The sequence below is a fragment of the uncultured Porticoccus sp. genome (assembly GCF_913061305.1).
GTDB lineage: Bacteria > Pseudomonadota > Gammaproteobacteria > Pseudomonadales > Porticoccaceae > Porticoccus.
Genome location: NZ_CAJXST010000003.1, coordinates 119,930 through 134,416, shown reverse-complemented (window position 1 = coordinate 134,416; position 14,487 = coordinate 119,930). Strand labels below are relative to the sequence as shown.

The window sequence follows — 14,487 nt, the reverse complement described above, 5'->3', positions numbered from 1 at the left end:
AATCCGTATCCACAATTTTCCTTTTTTCTTATCCAAACTGGAAGGACACACCATGTCAAACTACACCAAAGAGATTGATGCTGTAGCCAAAGTGCGCAATGCCAACAGCACCTGGAGCGCCATCGACCCCGAGTCGGCAGCCCGCATGCGTATTCAGAACCGTTTCCGCACTGGTCTGGATATTGCCCGTTACACCGCCAAAATCATGCGTGATGATATGGCAGCTTATGATGCCGACAGCTCTCAATACACCCAATCTCTGGGTTGCTGGCATGGCTTTATCGGTCAGCAAAAACTGATCGCCATCAAAAAACACCTCAAAACCACCAAGAAGCGCTACCTGTACCTGTCGGGCTGGATGGTTGCCGCACTGCGTTCCGAGTTCGGCCCCCTGCCGGATCAGTCAATGCACGAAAAAACCTCCGTTTCTTCGCTGATCGAAGAGCTTTATACGTTTCTGCGCCAGGCCGATGCCCGTGAACTGGATCAGCTGTTCATGGACCTGGATGCTGCCCGCGAAGCCGGTGATAAAGCAAAAGAAGCCGACCTGTTAAACCAGATCGAAAATTTCGAAACCCACGTGGTACCAATTGTTGCCGATATCGATGCCGGCTTTGGCAACCCCGAAGCGACCTACCTGCTGGCGAAGAAGATGATTGAAGCGGGCGCTTGCTGCATCCAGATCGAGAACCAGGTATCCGACGAGAAGCAATGCGGCCACCAGGACGGTAAAGTCACTGTCCCCCACTCCGACTTCCTGGCAAAAATCAATGCCGTTCGCTACGCGTTCCTGGAACTGGGTGTCGACGACGGCGTTATCGTTGCACGTACCGACTCCCTCGGCGCTGGCCTGACCAAGCAAATTGCTGTGACCAACGAGCCCGGCGATCTGGGTGACCAGTACAACAGCTTCCTCGATGGTGACTACGTTCAGAGTGCCGAAGACATCCAGAACGGCGATGTAGTGATCAAGGCCAATGGCAAGCTGCTCAAACCAAAACGTCTGGCCTCCGGCCTGTTCCAGTTCCGCAAGGACACCGGTATTGATCGCGTCGTTCTGGACTGTATCACCAGCCTGCAAAACGGTGCCGACCTGCTGTGGATCGAAACCGAGAAGCCTCACGTTGGTCAGATCGCTGAAATGGTTAACCGGATTCGCGAAGCAGTACCCAATGCCAAACTGGTCTACAACAACAGCCCATCCTTTAACTGGACGCTGAACTTCCGCCAGCAGGTCTTTGATACCATGCAGTCAGAAGGCAAAGATGTTTCTGCATACGATCGCGCCAAACTGATGAGCGTGGACTACGATGAAACCGAACTGGCAAAACTGGCTGACGAGAAGATCCGTACCTTCCAGGCGGACGCGGCTCGCGAAGCGGGTATCTTCCACCACCTGATCACCCTGCCGACCTACCACACCGCGGCTCTGTCTACCGACAACCTGGCAAAAGGCTACTTTGCAGATCAAGGCATGCTGGCTTACGTGAAAGGTGTTCAGCGTCAGGAAATCCGTCAGGGCATTGCCTGCGTGAAACACCAGAACATGGCTGGTTCCGATATCGGTGACAACCACAAAGAATATTTTGCTGGTGAAGCCGCTCTCAAGGCCGGCGGTAAAGACAACACGATGAACCAGTTCTAAGGTTCATTCATCACCTATTCCCCTAAGAGTAAAAGTTTGGGAGCTGCTTCGCAGCTCCTTTTTTTTGCCTTGCTCAACGTGCTGCTATTTCGGCATCAGGCCATATAACCAGTCCGCAAGGGCTCGACACTCCTTACTGAAAGGTTCTCAAATGATGGGAAGTTCTCAAATGATGGCATGTCTCAATGCTGTATTCCCTGAACGGGTGCCATCGACACCTGCCGGAGTTCATTTGAGGTAATCACCACGGTCCGCTCTGGGACACCAGAGCGCTCAGCTCTCCCGAAATAACATAAACGACTTGGTGAATGCTCAAGCGCTTCCTGCCCATCGCTACAACCAACGGGCGATGAAAATAGAATTTCACTTGTGATTTACCGGCAGCTCATGCGAGGGTCGAGAGCTGCTATTTACAAAAACTGTAATTGTTAAAGAAAATTAATAAAAACAACCTATTAAAACTGTTACTTAAACCTTTTTGGAACTATTCGAAGCAAGGTGTTATCGCGCAAAATATAATGATGGAACAACCCTGCCAGGGCGTGAAGCCCTATCAAAAAATACCCTGCGCTGCCAACCGTCTCATGAACCTCTTTAATGGCTTTGGCCAGCGTTTCGTTTTCCGGCATCAATGCCGGAAAAGTCGCCCCAAAAAAAGGCACAGGCTTACCGCTGCCACTGAGTACCAGCCAACCCATCAGCGGCATGGCAATCATAAACAGGTATAAAATGGCATGCATCGATCTTCCCGCCAGCACCTGCCAGCGAGGCGGCGCCGGCAAAATCTCCGGCCTCACTTGTAAAAGCTGGGCAACCAACCGGATCCAGACCAGAATAAAAACAGTCAACCCCAGCATAAAATGCCAGGCTTTAAAGGCCTCGCGAGGGTCACTGCCCTTTGGATAGAGTTCGCGCAATTCAATACAGCCATAAACCGCGATCAACAACAGTAACATCAGCCAGTGTAAAGACACCGACACCCAACCATAATGCTCTCTCGTATTACGCCAATCCACGATAACTCCTGATAAAAAACTGTTATGCGTTTGAGCTTAACCTACTGCACCAATTGATTTGTGATATGCATCAAGCCAAACAGCTCCAACTCACCCCTCTCCAACCAATGGGCTGGGCGATACGATGACGCCATTGTTATCGGCATACACATACTCACCGGGACGAAAGGTAATACCGCCAAATGTCACCGGCACGTTCAGATCACCAATTCCGCGCTTGTCCGTTTTCAAAGGGATGGCGGCCAGTGCCTGCACACCCAGATCCAGCTCTGCCAGCGCATCAACATCGCGGACACAACCGTAAATAATTAACCCCTCCCAACCATTCCTGACTGCATTTTCGGCAATCATATCGCCCAGCAAGGCACGCCTAAGGGAACCACCACCATCCACCACGAGCACCTTTCCGTGACCGGGATTACCGGCACTTTCTTTTACCAGCGAATTGTCCTCGTGACATTTGACGGTGACAATTTCACCACCAAACGTGTCCCGCCCACCATAACTGGCCATCATTGGCTCCATTACCTGCACCAGCTCGGGATAATCGTCGCAAAGATCAGGGGTTGCAAAAAACATCATGACTCCAGCCTGTTGTTCATCCAATATTCATTCCCAGCTGCCCGGATTGATTGGGGCGACGCCGGCAATCGATACTCTCTCTGCGTGCATGTAAACAACCCCGTGCGCCAACCTGATTTTTGAGGTCGGCAAAGTGTCGCCTGGTCAATGAACGCTTCTGGGCGCTGAGATTGCCATGATCAGAGACATCGAGCAATAACAGAAATGCCGCACTTCTTGCACAAACCCAGAACAGGCCCTAAAGAGTGCTAAAAAAGGAATAGCAACGTCGAATTAGCCTGAAACATCCCCACTTCTACCGTAGACTATCGGCCATGCTTAACGTGGATATCACCGACTTTCCCTACCGCCCCGATGCCGAAGCGCTCTTTGCTGCAATACGGGATCTTGATGACCCCATCTGGATGGACAGTGGCAAGCCTCGCAGCCTCTCTGGTCGGTTTGACATCATTACAGCACAACCGGCCACTGTTCTCGAGACGGTGGGCAAGATCACACGAATCATAACCCCTCAGGCCACCCACGAGTCCTGTGAAGACCCTTTCGCACTGGCACAGCAGCTTCTCGATACCCTTGAACCCATCGATCACGGCTTGAGCCATTATCCTTTTTTGGGGGGACTGGCCGGCTATTTTGGCTACGACCTTGGCCACCGTATCGAAGCGCTGCCGGACCTGCTGGGCAAGGTGGACTCACTGCCGGATCTACGACTGGGACTTTATAACTGGGCCCTTGTGCTCAATCACTCATCGAGAAAAGCCTGGCTGATTTTTCGCAACGATTGCCCGGCCACTCTTCGTGAAACTGTCTCGAAGCGACTCAAACAAGCCGACAGTGGACAAAATCTCCCTGATGGCGCAAGTACAAATCCGTTTGAGCCCTCAATGAGCAGAGAGGCTTACCTGAATGCTGTCAGCCATATCAAGGCGTATATCGGTCAGGGTGATTGCTATCAGGTGAATCTCGCCCGGCATTTTTCGGCAAAATACCAAGGCGATAGCTGGCAGCTCTACAGAGTACTCCGACAAATTTTGCCTTCACCCTACAGTTGCTATTACCAGTTTGGTGAGCGCAATCAGGCCGTATTGAGCTTTTCCCCCGAGCGGTTTCTGAAGCTCTCTGCAGGGCAGGTGGAAACCAAGCCTATCAAAGGCACTGCCAGGCGGGGCAGAACGGTGGAGGAAGATCAACAAAATGCCATTGAGCTGATGAACAGTACCAAAAATCGGGCTGAAAACCTGATGATTGTGGATTTGCTACGCAATGATCTCGGGAAAACCTGTCAGCCAGGCACGATTCGGGTGCCAAAGCTCTTTGCGCTTGAAAGCTTTCCTAACGTACATCACCTGGTCAGTACGGTGACCGGCAAGCTCCGCGACGGCGAGTCGCCGCTGTCACTGTTGCGAGGGTGTTTCCCCGGAGGCTCTATCACCGGTGCACCAAAAAAACGCGCCATGGAAATCATCGAAACACTGGAAACCTGTCGCCGCTCGGTGTATTGCGGCAGCATAGGCTATATCAGCAGTACAGGGCGAATGGACACCAACATCGCCATTCGCACGATCCTGGCCGATGGCGACAGGCTGCACTGCTGGGGAGGTGGCGGCATTGTGGCCGACTCAAGTGCCGAGAGTGAATTCCAGGAAATTCTGGACAAGATTCGCGTGCTTATCGAGCCGAATAGCCCCTCAGGATAGATCGCCTACAAGCTGAGATCCCGGACGCTGGCCCTGATAAATTCCTGTTTGAGCGCCTCAAATGTATGGACAGCCGGAAATTGCGGGAATTGCTCGATAACATTCTGAGGTGCATGAAACAGGATACCGGCATCGGCCTCTGCCAGCATGGTCGTATCGTTATAGGAATCACCGGCAGCAATAGTCCGGTAGTACATGCTTTTAAAACCGACTATCGCCTGGCGCTTCGGGTTGGCCTGCCGCAAGTGGTAATTAACCACCCGGCCGTCCTGGTCTGTTTCAAGTTTGTGGCAGAGCAGCGCTGGGAATCCCAACTGACGCATCAACGGCTGGGCAAACTCATAAAAAGTGTCGGAGAGAATCACCACCTGGAAGCGTTCCCGCAGCCAGTCAACAAACTCTTTCGCGCCCTCGAGAGGCGACAGCGTGGCTATCACCTCCTGAATCTCATTAAGCCCCAGGCCGTGCCGGTCGAGAATATCCAGTCGGTAACGCATCAGCACATCGTAATCCGGTTCATCCCGGGTTGTTCGCTTCAGCGCTTCAATACCGGTTTTCTCGGCAAAGGCAATCCATATTTCAGGAATCAGTACGCCTTCAAGATCCAAACAAGCGATTTCCACAAAGCCACCCTTAAATCGTGCGATACCAAAACAAGACCGCGCCACTCTAACGATTTCAGGGATATTGCGCAATAAAGTTGCGATGCTTTCGAGGGCTTACCAAGCAGGAAAAACACCCTTTTACAGACTTTTAATAGCCAGATCGATGAAGGTTATAGTTTCTGATTATTTTTGCTTTAGTGGTGGCTTTGGTATGATGCGCGACTTCGAGCACAGAGCCTCTAACTTATTGAGAATATTGAGCAACTCCCATGACAGCAAACCTTCTGAACACCCTTGATCTCGACCGGGAACTATCCGATCAGTCTCCCCAGGAGATTATTGCCTACGCCCTTGAGCAATTTGACAATATCGCCATCTCATTCAGTGGTGCAGAAGATGTGGTGCTGATTGATATGGCACACAGGATCAACCCGGAGAAAGTACAGGTCTTTTCCCTCGATACGGGTCGCCTGCATGCCGAAACCTATCGCTTTATCGAAAAGGTCCGTGAGCATTACGGTATTCAGATCGACGTGGTATTTCCCGACGCCTACGCCGTCAATAATATGGTGCGGGAGAAAGGCCTCTTCAGTTTTTACCGCGACGGCCACAAAGAGTGCTGCAGTATCCGTAAGATTGGCCCCCTGCGCCGTAAATTGCTGACGGTCGATGCCTGGATAACCGGTCAGCGTCGCGACCAGAGCCCCGGCACCCGCACAGCTATCCCTGTGATTCAGGACGACAAGGCCTTTGCCCGGCCCGATGATACCCTGACCAAGTTCAACCCGCTGGCCAACTGGTCATCAAATCAGGTATGGGAATATATTCGTTCCAATAACGTGCCCTATAACGAATTACATGACCGTGGCTATATCAGTATTGGCTGTGAACCCTGTACACGTGCCACCGGCCCCGGCCAACATGAACGCGAAGGCCGCTGGTGGTGGGAAGAAGCCACGATGAAGGAATGCGGTCTTCATTCTGTCAATACGCAAAAATAAACCGGGAAAGACGCATGAAAATTACTCTCGTCAAAAAGATCAAGCTGGACGGCAGTCTCTGCAGAAAGTGCGAAGACGTGCAGCAAAAAATGGAAGCTGCTGACCAGATGTCGCTAATAGACGAGGTTTTACTGGCTGATGAGCGGGACGCCAGCTCACCGGGGATGGTGCTGGCGAGACGTTACAATGTGGATCAGGCACCCTTCTTTGTGGTTGAACGGGAAGGCCTGCAACCGGAAATTTATACCGTCTATTTCAAGTTCGTCAAAGAAGTACTTAACCAGAAAACCCGCGAAGAGGACGAGCTAAAGGAAATTCTCAACGATAACCCCGACCTCGATTTTCTATAAGGTTCCTGAATAAGTTTCCTGGAGCACTATTGTCCACCCCCTGGGATGGGCTTGATGGCAAACCAAATAGACTAAAGTTCTGGCAGTTCTAGCGCACTAAAAAACTTTTCCAGATCGTCCCTCGCATGAATGGCACTGGCTTCATTGATTCTGTCCCGGGTCAAATGGGGGGCGAACAACTCGATAAAATCATACATATATCCCCGCAAATACGTGCCTCGCCGAAAACCGATGCTGGTGATACTGGGCTTGAACAGATGGGATGCATCCAGTGCCACCAGATCACTGTCCTTGACCGGGTCGTAGGCCATATGCGCAACAATGCCAATACCCAGACCCAATCGCACATAAGTCTTGATCACATCGGAGTCCGTGGCAGTAAAAACCACTTTTGGAATGAGTCCACGGTCGTTGAAAGCCTCATCGAGACGTGAACGCCCGGTAAAGCCAAACACATAGGTGACCAATGGATAGGTTGCCACCTCCTCCAGCGTCAGCTTTGAAACCTGGGCCAGCGGATGATCCCTGGGCACCAGAATACAGCGATTCCAGCGGTAACAGGGCATCATCAACAGATCGTGAAATAACTCCAGCGCCTCAGTGGCAATCGCGAAATCCACTGAGCCATCTACAGCCTGCTCGGAGATCTGCATCGGTGTACCCTGATGCATATGCAATGAAACCTCAGGATATTTATCAATAAAGGCTTCAATAACCGGTGGCAGCGCATAACGTGCCTGGGTATGGGTTGTCGCAATAGTAAGACTGCCGCGCCTGGGGTCATTATGCTCCTGAGCCAGTTGCTTGATGCTATCGACTTTTCGCAAAATATCGCCAGCTACCCGAAGGATCTCATCGCCCGCCGGAGTGACACGGGTCAGGTGTTTGCCACTGCGTGAAAAAATCTCCACACCGAGTTCATCTTCCAGAAGTCGTATCTGCTTACTAATACCCGGCTGTGAGGTGTAAAGACTTTGCGCTGTGGCAGAAACATTCAATTCGTGGTGTGCCACTTCCCAGATATATCGAAGCTGCTGTAATTTCATTCACTCACCCAGATAGACGACAATGATATAAAAATATAAGAAATTATTCCTTTGAAGAATAGGTACAAATTGCTAGAGTTTCCAGGTTATTTTGGGGATAGAAGTGGATTAATTGTGCTGGATTTTTTGCTGTACATTGGGTCCGGTGCTTTCGTGGGTTTAGTCGTCGGGCTCACCGGTGTTGGTGGTGGGTCCTTGATGACACCGATGCTGATTATGTTCGGCATTCCCTACAATGTCGCTATTGGCACTGACCTCCTCTATGCCGCCATCACAAAGGCCAGTGGTGTTGTGGCCCACTCCAGGCAGAAAAGCATTCAGTGGCGACTGGTTGGCTATCTCGCCGCTGGCAGCATACCCGCATCCCTTATTACATCCCAGCTCCTCTATCATGTGTTTACAGATGCAGAAGAATATCGGGAAATCCTGACGACCAGTCTCGGTGTCATGCTAATCATTACCGCCGCCGTGATATTACTGAAGCGCTTTCTTCGCAATGCTTCCGATCGACCACACGGCGCCGTAGGTGCCTTTTTTCAGCTACACGCCACGAAGGTGACCTTTGTCTCCGGCATTTTTCTGGGCATCTTTGTCACACTCTCATCAGTGGGCGCAGGCGCATTTTGTGCAGCGCTACTGATGGTCCTCTATCCTCGCCTACCGGCACTGCATGTGGTCGGGACCGACATTGCCCACGCAGTACCATTGACGCTGATTGCCGGACTCGGTCATTTATTCTTGTTGGGCAATGTCGATTTGGTGCTGCTTGGGTCACTGTTGATCGGGTCACTGCCAGCCATCCACGTTGGCACCAGACTGGCGGCCAGACTCCCAAGCCGGGTATTGCAACCGATTTTAGCCTGCCTGTTACTCGGCATGGGCATCAAATTTGCCCTGTTCTAGACCGGTTAGTCTTTTCTATTGGCAATGCCATGGGGGACGTGTCCGGTGGCCACGTGGGACTTTGCCGACTCGCAATGTGCCTGCTGGTCGTCAAAGAACACATCCGCACCGTAGGATTTAAGGAATGCACCCTTTTCCAGGCCACCAAGAAACAGGGACTCGTCTATCCGGATGTTCCAGGTGCGGAGCGTTCGCACGACCCGCTCATGGGCCGGGGCAGAACGCGCCGTTACCAGGGCTGTGCGGATAGGACAGCTCTCAGGTGGAAATTCCGACTGCAATGTATGTAAAACCTGAAGAAAGTGTTTGAACGGACCACCGCTCATTGGCTCTCGTGCTGCGGCCTTCTCACTTTGAGTGAATGCCACGAGCCCGCTTTCCTTGTACACGCGTTCCGATTCATCGGAAAACAGTACCGCATCACCATCAAATGCAAAGCGAAGCTCATCGTCATTGCGATCTCTGGATCCAGAGGATATTAACGTTGCTGCTGCAATCCCGTTATCCAGCGCATTGCAGACATCTTCTGCATTGGTCGAAAGAAACAAATGGCAACCAAAAGCGGAGACATAACGGTAGGGGCTTTCTCCACCACAGAAGGCGGCACGACTGATACTCAACCCATAGTGCTCAATGGAATTAAACACCCGCAACCCGGTATCAGCCGAATTCCGGGAGAGTAAAATCACCTCTACCCTTGGCTCCCCATCCAGCTTTTCATTGATTCTCAGCAATTTTTTTACCATGGGAAAAGCCTCCCCCGGCGCAAGGACCTCGTCTTCATGCGCCACCTGATAACGGGAATAGGCATCCAACCCCTCCTGCTCATAAACTCGATGGCTTTCATCCAGGTCAAACAGGGCCCTGGATGAAATAGCAATCACCAGTTTGTCACCAAAGTTCTTTGACACAGACTATTCCTTAGGGGACTTGCCCGTTACACCTTAATAAAGACGACCTGTTAGGGAGAAACATTACACGTTAAGCTCGTATCGAAACAGGGTCTGTTTGTCAGCTGATCTACTCAGTCTTGTACACTCATATGCGTAAAATGACCATAATTATAGCGACGGCCAATCGGGTCAATGAGCAACTGATACCGGGATAAACTTTACCATGAGAATAATTTCACTCATGCTCTTCAGCAACAGGGAATCGAAACAACGATACTTATACTTTAACGGTGACTTGGCACCCACGCCTCGGAGAACTCCATGACTATTATAAAAAGATGCGTTTTATCAGGATTTTTACTGACCTTTCTCCTGGTTGCAGGGTGTACAAGTGAGGAAAAAACCCAACCTGAACAAGTCTCGACCAGTGATATCCAGACATCGAACCCATCCTCTTACAACCTCTATAAAAGTGAATCCTGTGGCTGCTGTGAAGAGTGGATGGAATATATGTCTGACAAGGGTTACCACGCACTTATTCACCATTCTGAAAGTCTGGCGGCGGTAAAAAGTAGCCTGGGTATCGATTCGGAGTATCAATCCTGCCACACCGCAGTCTTTGAAAACGGCTATGTCATGGAGGGCCATGTGCCGGCTAAATTTGTCAAACAATTCATGACCAATCCCCCCGATGGCGCGCTGGGTCTGGCGGTGCCGGGTATGCCTGCGGGTAGCCCCGGTATGGAAATGGGAGACCGGTTTACACCCTATGACATCTATTTACTGAACAAGGATGGCAGCGCTGAGGTTTATGCCTCGGTGGAGAGTGCCGACCAGCAATGACCCCGGTGAGAAGTGGTGAATATTTACCGATCAAAATATTCACGGGTCAGTCTGAAAATGACCGGACTTAATAATAACAGGCCGATGAGGTTAGGCACTGCCATCATACCGTTAAGTGTATCGGCGATGCTCCATACCAGGCTCAATTGAGAGGTCGCGCCCACAAATACGGCAACAACCCAGACTATGCGAAAAGGCACAATAATATTGATGCCAAAGAGGTACTCGGCACAGCGCTCACCATAATAGCTCCAGCCGAGAATCGTGGTAAAAGCAAACAATGCCAGACTGATGGCAACTACTTTGTCGCCATGGGGAAGCATACTACTAAAAGCGAGCGAGGTGAGTGCTGCACCCTGCTCCCCACTGCTCCACGCACCCGTCAGAATCAACACCAAACCTGTCATTGTGCAAATCACAACCGTGTCAATAAAGGTACCCAGCATGGCAATGGTACCCTGGCGGACCGGGCTGTTGGTTTCAGCCGCCGCGTGGGCAATTGGGGCGCTCCCCAGACCCGCCTCGTTCGAAAATATGCCGCGGGCTACCCCCATACGCAGCGCCAGCATAATGGTCGCTCCGGCAAAACCACCCCCTGCAGCCACTGGTGAAAAAGCACTTTTTACCACCAGCACCAGGGCTTCTGGAACCGCGCCAATATTGATCATCAATATGATCACTGTGACCAGAAGGTAAAGGACCGTCATAAAAGGCACCAGTTTTCCGGCCACTTGTGCAATCCGTTGAATACCACCGAGTAGTACCAGACCCACCAGGATCGTCATTACTGAACCAGTAAGTTGCTCAGGTACATCAAAACTGCTGCGCAGTGCATCCGCCACCGAGTTCGCTTGAACTGTATTACCAATCCCAAAACTGGCCAGCGTGCCAAAAACCGCAAACAATAATCCCAACCACGCCCACTTTGGACCCAAGCCATTGCGAATATAGTACATCGGCCCACCAACTTTCCTGCCGCGCTCGTCCGTTTCGCGATAGTGCACCGCCAATACAGCTTCACTGTACTTGGTGGCCATTCCCAGGAGGGCAGTACACCACATCCAGAAGAGCGCTCCGGGGCCACCGATACTGACAGCCGTGGCGACACCAACAATATTTCCGGTTCCAATGGTAGCCGACAGCGATGTCATCAGCGCATTGAAGGGACTGATATCCCCTTCGCCACAGCCCTTTCGTCCAATGAATAATTGCCTGAAACCGTACCCTATTTTTCGTATTGGCAGTCCGCCCAGACCAACCGTCAGATAAAGGCCAGTGCCGAGGATAAGACACAGCATCACCGGCCCCCACACAAACCCGTTGATGCTGTTGACGACAGATTGCAGAGTCATGGATTCGCCTAATGTCACTCAATCAAACCTGCTGCTGAGGATGTGATCTGAAGTCCCAGCTCTTCGCGCTGGGCAAACAGACCAAACAGGCCCCCAGTATGAATAAATACAATATCCGAGGCGTCCTGATAAGCCCCTGCCTTGATTTCCTGAACCAGGCCATAAAACGCCTTACCGGTATAGACCGGGTCGAGTATCAGTCCCTCAAGCGAAGCCATGTGCCGAATAGTGGCGAAAACCTCTGGTGTTGCCCGGCCATAGCCGGGACCGATATAACGATCATTGACCTGAATAGCCAATTGCTTCACATCCACAGATGTACCGTAACGTCTCATCCAGTCACTGATATCCTCTCGGATTTTATTATGAAAATACGCGGCATCATCACAGACGGCAAACCCCACCACAGGTATATCCAGCTGAGAAAGATGACAACCAAGTGTCAGGCCTGCCTGTGTGCCACCAGATCCTGTTGCACAGACAATAGCACCCGGCTTGATCTCGAGCTCCCTGAATTGGCACATCAACTCACTGACAGAATTCAGATAACCCCAGATGCCAATACCATCACTGGCTCCCGTGGGAATGACAAATGACTTGCGCCCCCGACGACGATAAAAATCAAGCCAGTGGTCAATCAATTCCGGCAAGTGTTGATATTGGTTCTGTGGATAACAGCTGATTTCTGCCCCGACCAGACTGCCCAGCAATAAATTGCCATCGGGTGCCCGCTCGGGGGGCTCACCCCTGAGAATCAGGTGCACCGTTAAACCCAGTTGCGCACCCAAAACAGCCGTGGCTCGGCAATGATTGGACTGCAGCCCGCCGCAGGTGAGCAGCGTATCAGCGCCCTCTGCTATTGCCCGGGCCAGAACAAATTCGAGTTTTCTGACTTTGTTGCCACTGACGGCGCAACCGGTGAGGTCATCGCGCTTAACCCAGATTCTCGGACCAGCCAATTCAGCGGATAACCGCGGCAAAAACTGGAGCGGCGTAGGCAATTGCGCAAGATTGAGCTTGTCCGGAATCATGGGCAAAAAAAAAGGCCGCAAATGCGGCCTTCTCTCAGATATCCTTGATGGTGCCTTTGGGCAAAACAGCGTGAACGGCCGCCCTCTGGAACTTTAACTCCACATTGTTAGCCACCTGTATCGTCATATAGTCATCATCAAGTTTGGTGATTTTGCCGAGCAACCCGCTATTCATAACCACTTCGTCTCCCTTGCCCAGCGAGCCGGTCAGTTCACGGTGTTCCTTCTGACGTTTACGCTGGGGGCGGATAATCAGAAAATACATAAACAGAAACAGCCCACCGAACATCAGTAGCGTGAAGATCGGGTTCGGTTCGGAGCCGGACGGAGCCGGTGCCGCCATAACAACCTGTGATAAATCAAATGACATTCGGTTACCTCATTATTTATTTGAACGGTGCGTTATAAAACAGAAGCGGGACTTTAGCGCGATACCGGCTCCACCTCAAACCAGATTTTCCTTCACCCACCCCAGAATATCATCGTGGTGAGTCTTTGTTTTGACCTTGTCCATTACCAACCTGATCTTGCCCTGCTTGTCGATAACAAACGAGGTACGCAACACGCCCATAAATTCACGGCCCATGAACTTTTTCATACCCCAGCAGCCATAGGCATCCGTAACAGCGTGATCCTCGTCTGAAAGGAGGTCAAAATTCAGCTGTTGTTTTTCTTCAAACCGGGCCAGACGCGGATAAGGATCGGGACTCACGCCCAGAACAACCGTATCAAGTTTGGCAAATTCGGCCTTGGTATCACGAATGCCACAGGCCTGGACGGTACAACCCGGCGTCATGGCTTTGGGATAGAAGTACAACACAACATTTTTGCTGTCTTTAAAGTCTGTCAGTTTGATCGTCTCACCACGCTGATTTTTAAGGCTGAACGCTGGTGCTGCGCTTCCCACTTCAGGAACTGGCATGAATAGTCTCCTCGCTGCGGTGTTTTGGTCATTGGACGGTGATTAGGGAGGTTACTTTAACAAAAATTCTAGAAACAGGTGCGCTGAAATGTGTTGTACTTGCTGACTTGCAGGTTAAGTTGTTCCTTGAGCACTCTGGCCAGCTTGAATCGGTCGGCACGGTTAAGAAATTCTCCCAACCGGTAGCAGTGCCCCAAAGCGACCAGATCGATCAACGGCAACCCCATTGGCCGATCTGGGCCATCCACGAGAAATCTCACAGACTGTTCCGGAAATGTCAGGTTAAAGTCAGGAGTGTCTCTACCACGTTCAAGCCTCAGCACACCATTCTGTACAGTGATGACTTCACGAAAATCCAGCTTGCGGAGAGTCAGACGCATCCCAGTGCCCAATGCAACAAGCTCAATGCCGGCAAAAGGCAGGACCAACCAGGCGCCATTGAGTGCCATCCCGGCGGCCAGAATCAGCAATACGACCGAAGCGGCAAGCAGCACATAGAGATTGCCCTTCCAGTCCATCGAACGATTGGGGCTGAGCACCAGTTGCCTGGCATGATCTGTCAACGCATGGAGGGTAACCATAATTGCTCCTGCACTCAGTA

General features: G+C 51.4%; 16 protein-coding genes. 6 read left to right on the top strand and 10 right to left on the bottom strand.

Going from position 1 to position 14,487, the window contains the following annotated elements:
- The first annotated feature begins 52 nt into the window (after window positions 1-52).
- Window positions 53-1,645 (top strand): isocitrate lyase, encoded by a 1,593-nt coding sequence (locus tag QZ516_RS04425; RefSeq protein ID WP_297186743.1) that lies wholly within the window; start codon window positions 53-55, stop codon window positions 1,643-1,645.
- Window positions 1,646-2,109: 464 nt separating this feature from the next.
- Here the strand turns inward: QZ516_RS04425 and QZ516_RS04420 are convergent, their stop codons facing one another.
- Together QZ516_RS04420 and rraA are read right to left on the bottom strand one after the other, a co-directional pair.
- Window positions 2,110-2,625 carry a cytochrome b gene (locus tag QZ516_RS04420; protein ID WP_297187317.1) on the bottom strand — a complete coding sequence of 172 codons (516 nt, stop codon included), beginning with the start codon at window positions 2,623-2,625 and terminating at the stop codon, window positions 2,110-2,112.
- A 126-nt stretch (window positions 2,626-2,751) separates the two neighbouring features.
- Window positions 2,752-3,240, bottom strand: coding sequence for a ribonuclease E activity regulator RraA (gene rraA, locus QZ516_RS04415; protein WP_297187314.1), 489 nt, complete (start codon window positions 3,238-3,240; stop codon window positions 2,752-2,754).
- 317 nt (window positions 3,241-3,557) lie between these two features.
- Between rraA and pabB the strand changes: the two genes are divergently transcribed.
- The gene (gene pabB / locus QZ516_RS04410; RefSeq protein ID WP_297186740.1) at window positions 3,558-4,940 is read left to right on the top strand and encodes an aminodeoxychorismate synthase component I; all 1,383 of its coding nucleotides are present in this window, start codon (window positions 3,558-3,560) and stop codon (window positions 4,938-4,940) included.
- Between the two features lie 5 nt (window positions 4,941-4,945).
- Here the strand turns inward: pabB and thrH are convergent, their stop codons facing one another.
- Window positions 4,946-5,563, bottom strand: coding sequence for a bifunctional phosphoserine phosphatase/homoserine phosphotransferase ThrH (gene thrH / locus QZ516_RS04405; protein WP_297186737.1), 618 nt, complete (start codon window positions 5,561-5,563; stop codon window positions 4,946-4,948).
- 251 nt (window positions 5,564-5,814) lie between these two features.
- Between thrH and QZ516_RS04400 the strand changes: the two genes are divergently transcribed.
- Window positions 5,815-6,546 carry a phosphoadenylyl-sulfate reductase gene (locus QZ516_RS04400; protein WP_297186735.1) on the top strand — a complete coding sequence of 244 codons (732 nt, stop codon included), beginning with the start codon at window positions 5,815-5,817 and terminating at the stop codon, window positions 6,544-6,546.
- A 14-nt stretch (window positions 6,547-6,560) separates the two neighbouring features.
- Window positions 6,561-6,896 carry a hypothetical protein gene (locus QZ516_RS04395; protein WP_297186733.1) on the top strand — a complete coding sequence of 112 codons (336 nt, stop codon included), beginning with the start codon at window positions 6,561-6,563 and terminating at the stop codon, window positions 6,894-6,896.
- Window positions 6,897-6,967: 71 nt separating this feature from the next.
- On the opposite strand, the gene cysB is transcribed toward QZ516_RS04395, so the two are convergent.
- Window positions 6,968-7,942, bottom strand: coding sequence for an HTH-type transcriptional regulator CysB (gene cysB, locus QZ516_RS04390; RefSeq protein WP_297186731.1), 975 nt, complete (start codon window positions 7,940-7,942; stop codon window positions 6,968-6,970).
- Window positions 7,943-8,056: 114 nt separating this feature from the next.
- Between cysB and QZ516_RS04385 the strand changes: the two genes are divergently transcribed.
- Window positions 8,057-8,845: a sulfite exporter TauE/SafE family protein gene (locus QZ516_RS04385; protein WP_297186728.1), complete on the top strand. Its 789-nt coding sequence runs from the start codon at window positions 8,057-8,059 to the stop codon at window positions 8,843-8,845.
- A 5-nt stretch (window positions 8,846-8,850) separates the two neighbouring features.
- On the opposite strand, the gene QZ516_RS04380 is transcribed toward QZ516_RS04385, so the two are convergent.
- Window positions 8,851-9,756 carry a 5'-nucleotidase gene (locus QZ516_RS04380; RefSeq protein WP_297186726.1) on the bottom strand — a complete coding sequence of 302 codons (906 nt, stop codon included), beginning with the start codon at window positions 9,754-9,756 and terminating at the stop codon, window positions 8,851-8,853.
- A gap of 483 nt (window positions 9,757-10,239) precedes the next feature.
- On the opposite strand from QZ516_RS04380, the gene QZ516_RS04375 reads away from it, so the two are divergent.
- Window positions 10,240-10,581, top strand: coding sequence for a DUF411 domain-containing protein (locus QZ516_RS04375; RefSeq protein WP_297186724.1), 342 nt, complete (start codon window positions 10,240-10,242; stop codon window positions 10,579-10,581).
- Between the two features lie 23 nt (window positions 10,582-10,604).
- On the opposite strand, the gene QZ516_RS04370 is transcribed toward QZ516_RS04375, so the two are convergent.
- The 5 genes from QZ516_RS04370 to QZ516_RS04350 all read right to left on the bottom strand — a co-directional run bounded on the left by QZ516_RS04370 (window position 10,605) and on the right by QZ516_RS04350 (window position 14,467).
- Window positions 10,605-11,927, bottom strand: a complete 1,323-nt coding sequence (locus QZ516_RS04370; RefSeq protein ID WP_297187311.1) for a sodium:alanine symporter family protein — start codon at window positions 11,925-11,927, stop codon at window positions 10,605-10,607.
- A gap of 20 nt (window positions 11,928-11,947) precedes the next feature.
- Window positions 11,948-12,964, bottom strand: coding sequence for a D-cysteine desulfhydrase family protein (locus QZ516_RS04365; RefSeq protein ID WP_297187309.1), 1,017 nt, complete (start codon window positions 12,962-12,964; stop codon window positions 11,948-11,950).
- Between the two features lie 34 nt (window positions 12,965-12,998).
- Window positions 12,999-13,307, bottom strand: coding sequence for a preprotein translocase subunit YajC (gene yajC, locus QZ516_RS04360; RefSeq protein WP_235189969.1), 309 nt, complete (start codon window positions 13,305-13,307; stop codon window positions 12,999-13,001).
- 102 nt (window positions 13,308-13,409) lie between these two features.
- Window positions 13,410-13,886 carry a thioredoxin-dependent thiol peroxidase gene (gene bcp, locus QZ516_RS04355; RefSeq protein WP_297186721.1) on the bottom strand — a complete coding sequence of 159 codons (477 nt, stop codon included), beginning with the start codon at window positions 13,884-13,886 and terminating at the stop codon, window positions 13,410-13,412.
- Between the two features lie 68 nt (window positions 13,887-13,954).
- Window positions 13,955-14,467 (bottom strand): DUF2244 domain-containing protein, encoded by a 513-nt coding sequence (locus tag QZ516_RS04350; protein WP_297186718.1) that lies wholly within the window; start codon window positions 14,465-14,467, stop codon window positions 13,955-13,957.
- Window positions 14,468-14,487: the final 20 nt, after the last annotated feature.